General features: G+C 61.3%; 5 protein-coding genes. 3 read left to right on the top strand and 2 right to left on the bottom strand.

Annotated features, from left to right (window positions below; all coding sequences use genetic code 11):
- Nucleotides 1-1118: transketolase C-terminal domain-containing protein (locus Q0341_RS03745; protein ID WP_299510664.1), on the top strand; the 1118-nt coding region annotated here is incomplete at its 5' end.
- 89 nt (nucleotides 1119-1207) lie between these two features.
- Here Q0341_RS03745 and Q0341_RS03740 read toward each other — a convergent pair.
- Nucleotides 1208-1336 (bottom strand): hypothetical protein, encoded by a 129-nt coding sequence (locus Q0341_RS03740; RefSeq protein WP_299510662.1) that lies wholly within the window; start codon nucleotides 1334-1336, stop codon nucleotides 1208-1210.
- A gap of 64 nt (nucleotides 1337-1400) precedes the next feature.
- Between Q0341_RS03740 and Q0341_RS03735 the strand changes: the two genes are divergently transcribed.
- Nucleotides 1401-2336 (top strand): alpha/beta hydrolase, encoded by a 936-nt coding sequence (locus Q0341_RS03735; RefSeq protein ID WP_299510661.1) that lies wholly within the window; start codon nucleotides 1401-1403, stop codon nucleotides 2334-2336.
- A 331-nt stretch (nucleotides 2337-2667) separates the two neighbouring features.
- On the opposite strand, the gene Q0341_RS03730 is transcribed toward Q0341_RS03735, so the two are convergent.
- Nucleotides 2668-3267: a hypothetical protein gene (locus tag Q0341_RS03730; protein WP_299510659.1), complete on the bottom strand. Its 600-nt coding sequence runs from the start codon at nucleotides 3265-3267 to the stop codon at nucleotides 2668-2670.
- Between the two features lie 239 nt (nucleotides 3268-3506).
- Here Q0341_RS03730 and phaP point away from each other — a divergent pair, with 239 nt between their 5' ends.
- Nucleotides 3507-4064, top strand: a complete 558-nt coding sequence (gene phaP / locus Q0341_RS03725; RefSeq protein WP_299510657.1) for a TIGR01841 family phasin — start codon at nucleotides 3507-3509, stop codon at nucleotides 4062-4064.
- Nucleotides 4065-4188 lie beyond the last annotated feature (124 nt).

The raw sequence follows: 4188 nt of genomic DNA, 5'->3' as shown, positions 1-4188 counted from the left end.
TGAGCACCACCATGGCCTTTGTGCGCATGCTCGGCGGCTTGCTCAAAGACACGCAACTCGGCCCGCGCATCGTGCCCATCGTGGCCGACGAGGCGCGCACTTTCGGCATGGCCAACCTGTTCAAGCAGGTGGGCATTTACAGCAGCGTGGGCCAGCGTTACGCGCCCGAAGACATCGGCTCGGTGCTGAGCTACCGCGAAGCCACCGACGGCCAAATTCTTGAAGAGGGCATCAGCGAAGCAGGCGCGATCGCCAGCTGGACGGCGGCGGCCACCAGCTACAGCGTGCACGGCCTGGCCATGTTGCCCTTCTACATTTATTACTCAATGTTCGGCTTCCAGCGCGTGGGCGACGCCATCTGGGCCGCAGCCGACCAACGCGCCCGGGGCTTTTTGCTGGGCGCCACATCGGGCCGCACCACCTTGGGCGGCGAAGGCTTGCAGCACCAGGACGGCAGCAGCCACTTGGTGGCGGCCACCATCCCCAACTGCAAGGCCTACGACCCGGCGTTTGCGTGCGAGCTGGCGGTGATTTTGGACGCGGGCATGCGCGAGATGGTCGAGCAGCAAGCTGATGTTTTTTATTACGTCACCTTGATGAACGAAAACTACGCGCAGCCCGATTTGCCTGCGGGCGTCGAGTTCGATGTGTTGCGCGGAGGCTACCGATTTGGCGTGTACGGCCCCAGCGATGCTGCCCAGCGCGTGACCTTGCTCGGCTCTGGCGCGATCTTGACCGAAGTGGTCAAGGCCGCGCAGCAACTGGCCGCGCAAGGCGTGGGCGTCGAGGTGCTGAGCATCACCAGCTGGAGCGAACTGGCACGCGATGGCATGGCGCTTGAGCATCTCGCAGATGCGGGTCCAACAGCGGTTGTTGGCGCTGGCGTTGGACATTTGGCAAGTCTGTTGTCGGCCACCCAAGGCCCCGTGATTGCCGCCACCGACTACGTGCGCGCCGTGCCCGAGAGCGTGCGCGCCTTCGTGCCCGAAGGCCGCCGCTACCGCACGCTGGGCACCGACGGCTTTGGCCGCAGCGACACGCGGGCCGCACTGCGGCGCTTCTTTTCGGTGGACGCCAACAGCATCGCGCAAGCGGCGTTGCTGGCGCTGGCGGGGTGATGTTTTTTGCAGGTCGGCGCCTTCAGGTCCGACGATGCGGCCCTGTTCATCTTGCGTTTGAAAATGTCTCTTCGCGCGATGGCGGCGTGTCAGGCCACAAACACCAGACCTGTGCCGGGGGGCACCGAACCTTTTAGGCAACGACCCGACCGAACCAAAGTTTGAATGTGCGCCATGCGACCAAGGTCCATGGCGCGGACCGAACGGGTGTCGCTCATTTGCCCATTGGCGGGCCGGGTGTCCGACCATAATCTGCATTCCTCAACCCACCCGGAGTGCGCCATGCTCGACCCACAAGCCCAAGCCCTGATGACCCTGTTGAGCGAAAAGGGCATTCCGCCGGTGTACACACAAACGCCCCCCGAGGCCCGCGACGCCTACCGGGCGCGGCGCACCTTCACCCAGCCCGATGCGCCCGAGGTGGGGCGCGTGCAGGACTTGCATTTCAAGCATTCGGACGTGGACATTGCCGTGCGGGTTTACCACCCGAGTGGGGCCACGCCAGACATCCCGGCGCTGGTTTATTTGCACGGCGGGGGCTGGACCATTGGCGATCTGGACACGCACGATGTGCTGTGCCGCAGCCTGTGCCAGCAGGGCCATGGCGTGGTGGTGGCGGTGGACTATCGGCTGGGGCCAGAGCACAAATTTCCGGCGGCCTACGACGACGCGGTGGCGGCCTGGCAGTGGGTGGCTTCGCAAGCGGCCGCTTTGGGCATTGACCCTGCTCGCATTGCCATCGGCGGCGACAGCGCAGGCGGCAATTTGGCTGCAGCGGCCTGTTTGGGCTTGCGTGATCTGGGCCTCAAGCCGGTCATGCAATTGCTGATTTACCCCAGCACCCTCATGGCACCTGACACGGCTTCTTACCAAGCCAATGGTCAAGGCTACATGCTCACGCGTGAGTCCATGGCCTGGTATTCGGGCAACTACCTGCGCGGCCATCAAGACGCCCAAGACTGGCGCGCTTCGCCGCAGCTGGCCACCAGCCATGCAAACTTGCCGCCCGCTTTCGTGTTGACGGCAGGGTTTGATCCTTTGCGCGATGAAGGCCTCTTGTACGCCGATGCCTTGAGCCAAGCGGGTGTGCCATCGCAATACATTTGTTTTGAGCGGCAAATTCACGGCTTCATCACCATGGGCCGGGTGCTGCAAGAGGCCAACTCGGCCGTGGCCTTGTGCGCCCACGCGCTGCGCACGGCTTGGGCCAAGGGCTGAAGTCAAGGCCTGCGGCTCCTGGGTGCGCGTGACTTGTTTTGAAAAGTCGCTTCGCGAAAAGCGCAAATGTCGGACCGTAAAGGCCACGACCTACGGGTACATGTCGGACCATAAAGGCCCCGACCTACTGGATTTGGGGCCTTGGTTTGTGGGTGTTTTGTAGGTCGGTGCCTTCAGGTCCGACGTGATCGCGGTGCTCCGCCGCCGCTTGAAAAGTCGCTTCGCGAAAAGCACAAATGTCGGACCGTAAAGGCCACGACCTACGGGGGGCATGTCGGACCCTAAAGGCCGCGACCTACGGGCTTGTGGGCCTTGAGGGTCTCATGGGAATTCAGCTTTGCACTACGGCGAGGTACGCCCGGCGTGTTTCGGGGCTGACGGCTTCGAGCGCTTGCTCGTAGCGGGTTTGGTGCTGTTTCACCATGCGGGCCGAGGCGATGGTCTTGGAGCGGCAAAACCAGTGGCAGGTGTGCTGCATCAAGAACATCTCGCCCATCATGCGAAACGAGCGTTCTTTGGTGGACAAGCCTTGCAGGTTGCTCACCGCCCGCTCAATGCCTTGGGCTTGCACTTCGAGCATGCGGCGCATGTCAAATGTGGCCTTGGCTGAAAGTTGGTCGATGTAGGGCAGCGCCACTTTGAAGCCCCGCGCCATGGGCGCTGGCAGTTTGGCAAATTCGCGTGCCAGGTTTTGGAACTCGTTGGCCATTTGTTGCTCGGCCTGTTCTTGCAGTTGCATGATTTGTTGCTGACGCGCCAAGTCGGTCTCGCCCAGCGCCCGCATGTAGGCCCCGGTGAGTTGGGCCATGTGCTTTTCGATATGATAGGGACGCAATTGCTCGGCCAGCAAGGCGGTGCGTTTGCGCTGGCCTTGGATATTGAGCCAGTGAATGCCTGTGGCCAAAATGAAGAGCAGGCTGATGAGTTCCATAAGCGGCAAGGTGTCCGGGTCGGTGTGAGCAAGCCCTCAAGTGTAGTGAGCCTGGTGCGCGGGCTTCGATCAACTGGGCCTTGTCCCCTCCACATGAAGCTTGTATTGCATTCGGCGCGTGGTGGCCTGAAAACTACCCATTTGGAGTGCGCACTCTAAAGTTCGGATTTTCCCTTGCCATGGCGGGTCCATGCTGTTCCAATTGCTGCATTGCAACAAAACTTCTCTAAGGAACAACCATGAACTTCAACGCTGAACAATTCACCGCCACCCAGCAAGCCAACCTGACCGCTGCCGCCAACCTGTCGCAAACCGCTTTTGCCGGTTTTGAGCGCTTGGTAGAACTGAACATGGCCGCTGGCAAAGCTGCTGTGGGCGAGTCTTTCTCCAACATGCAAGCCCTGATGGCCGCCAAGACGCCTCAAGACCTGATGGCTGTGCAAGCCGCTTTGGTGCAGCCCGCTTTCGAGAAGTCGGTTTCTTATGGCCGTCACATTGCTGACATCGCCAACAGCACCGGTGCCGAGTTCACCAAGGCCGTTGAAGGCAAAATGGCCGAGTCCGAGCAAGCCGTCAAAAGCTTGGTCGAAAACAGCCTGAAAAACGCACCAGCCGGTTCTGACGCCGCTGTCGCCGTGATCAAGACAGCCTTCGAAGCCAGCCAAACCGCTGCCGAAACCCTGAAAAAAGTGGCCAAACAAGCCGCTGACAGCGCCGAAGCCAGCATGAAGGCTGCTGCTGCCCAAGCCGAAGCTTCGGTCAAGTCCGCCATGAGCAAGGCCAAAGCCAAGGCTTGAGCTTCGCCTTATTGAGCCGGCCCTGAACTCAGGTACGGCTTCCTACAATCAGGGTGTCTTCGGACACCCTTTTTGTTGTGCGCCCAGCATGGGCGCACACCTGCGGGTGCAAGTCCCGCTGCGA

Origin of the sequence: uncultured Limnohabitans sp., from assembly GCF_937889215.1 — a bacterium.
Taxonomy (GTDB): Bacteria; Pseudomonadota; Gammaproteobacteria; order Burkholderiales; family Burkholderiaceae_C; genus Limnohabitans_A.
The sequence above is the reverse complement of the archived record's forward strand: the minus strand, read 5'-3'. Positions and strand labels throughout refer to the sequence as shown.

Excerpts from the sequence above, each read along its gene's own strand:
- Q0341_RS03740 (WP_299510662.1), bottom strand. The coding sequence starts at position 1,336 with ATGAGCGACACCCGTTCGGTCCGCGCCATGGACCTTGGTCGCATGGCG.
- Q0341_RS03735 (WP_299510661.1), top strand. The coding sequence starts at position 1,401 with ATGCTCGACCCACAAGCCCAAGCCCTGATGACCCTGTTGAGCGAAAAG.
- Q0341_RS03730 (WP_299510659.1), bottom strand. The coding sequence starts at position 3,267 with ATGGAACTCATCAGCCTGCTCTTCATTTTGGCCACAGGCATTCACTGG.
- phaP (WP_299510657.1), top strand. The coding sequence starts at position 3,507 with ATGAACTTCAACGCTGAACAATTCACCGCCACCCAGCAAGCCAACCTG.